The following is a 1,203-nucleotide window of genomic DNA, read 5'->3' as shown; positions in this document are numbered from 1 at the left end:
GCATCATCGTCACCCAGAACGGCGTGCCCTTTATGCAAGGCGATGAGCTGACCGGCACCCTGCGCGCCTTCCAGGCGCTGTTCGCCGATGCGTCCTGCTATCTGGCGTCAGTGCCGACCTATGCCGGCGGGCCGATGGCGTTCGGCTGGGGCAGCCACTCGGACAAGGCCCGCAACGTGAGCCTTGCGGATCTAGAGGCACGCTTTGCCGCCGCCGGGATCGAGACCGGATATTACAATCCGGAGATCCACAAGGCCGCCTTTGCCTTGCCGAACTACGTGAAGAAGCTGTTCCCCTAAAGAACATCCGGGACAGGGGGCTGCGGCCCCCTTGTTCTTTTCTGGAAAAGCAATTCCGCCGCAGAACGGACACACGTTGCGCACCCGGCGCTAAGGCACTTTTCTGCCGCAAAAGCTCCACTGGAGCATTCGCAAGACGGCCCCCGGCCCCTGAACGGTCCCTGCCCCAGCGTTGCGACCCAATTCCGGCCTTGGCCCCGCCGCCGCTTCTTGCTAGGCGCGGCGGAGCAGAAACCAGACGTGGCAGGCCCTATGAAGCGCGATCCCATTCTTGTTGTTGACCGCGACACCGGCGAGACCTTTGAAGAGGCCGTGCTCGGCGAGAAATGGATCCGCTGGGCCTATCAGAACGCCAGTGCCCGACCCATCGAGAAACTGCTGTTTCGATCGCCCCTCATCAGCCGTCTGATGGGCATCTGGTTCAACTCGCGGTTCTCCAAGAGCAAGATCAAGGCGGTGATAGAAGACCTGTCGATCGACATGACCGAAGCTTCTGCCGACACTGAGAGTTTCTCCTGTTTCAATGAATTCTTTGTCCGCCATCTGAAACCCGAAGTGCGCCCCTACAGCACCGACCCCAAGGACGTTGTCTCCCCTGCCGATGGCCGGGTGCTGGTGTTCCCGGAATTGGCCGAGGACATATTTGTGCCCGTCAAAGGCCACCCGATGTCCGTCCGCACCATGCTGCCGGGCATCGCCGATCGCTTCATCGGCGGCGCCCTGGCCATCGTGCGGCTGTGCCCAGCGGATTATCACAGATACCACTTTCCTGCCGCTGGCCGGATCAATGGCGCCCAGGACATTGCCGGCGCGCTGCATTCGGTGAACCCGATTGCGCTGGGGGCCGGGCCGGATGTGTTCGGCGAGAACAAACGCAGCTGGACCCTGATCGAGACCGAAACGC

1 protein-coding gene and 1 pseudogene are annotated in these 1,203 nt (G+C 62.0%); both read left to right on the top strand.

Annotation, left to right across the window (positions count from 1 at the left end):
- Nucleotides 1-299, top strand: a pseudogene (locus A2I95_RS40070) (polyamine aminopropyltransferase); the annotation flags it as partial.
- A 252-nt stretch (nt 300-551) separates the two neighbouring features.
- Nucleotides 552-1,203, top strand: a 652-nt coding sequence (locus A2I95_RS40065; protein ID WP_291737897.1) for a phosphatidylserine decarboxylase, incomplete at its 3' end; no start/stop codon positions are given.

It is taken from the genome of Leisingera sp. F5 (genome assembly GCF_001593695.1).
The sequence above is the reverse complement of the archived record's forward strand: the minus strand, read 5'-3'. Positions and strand labels throughout refer to the sequence as shown.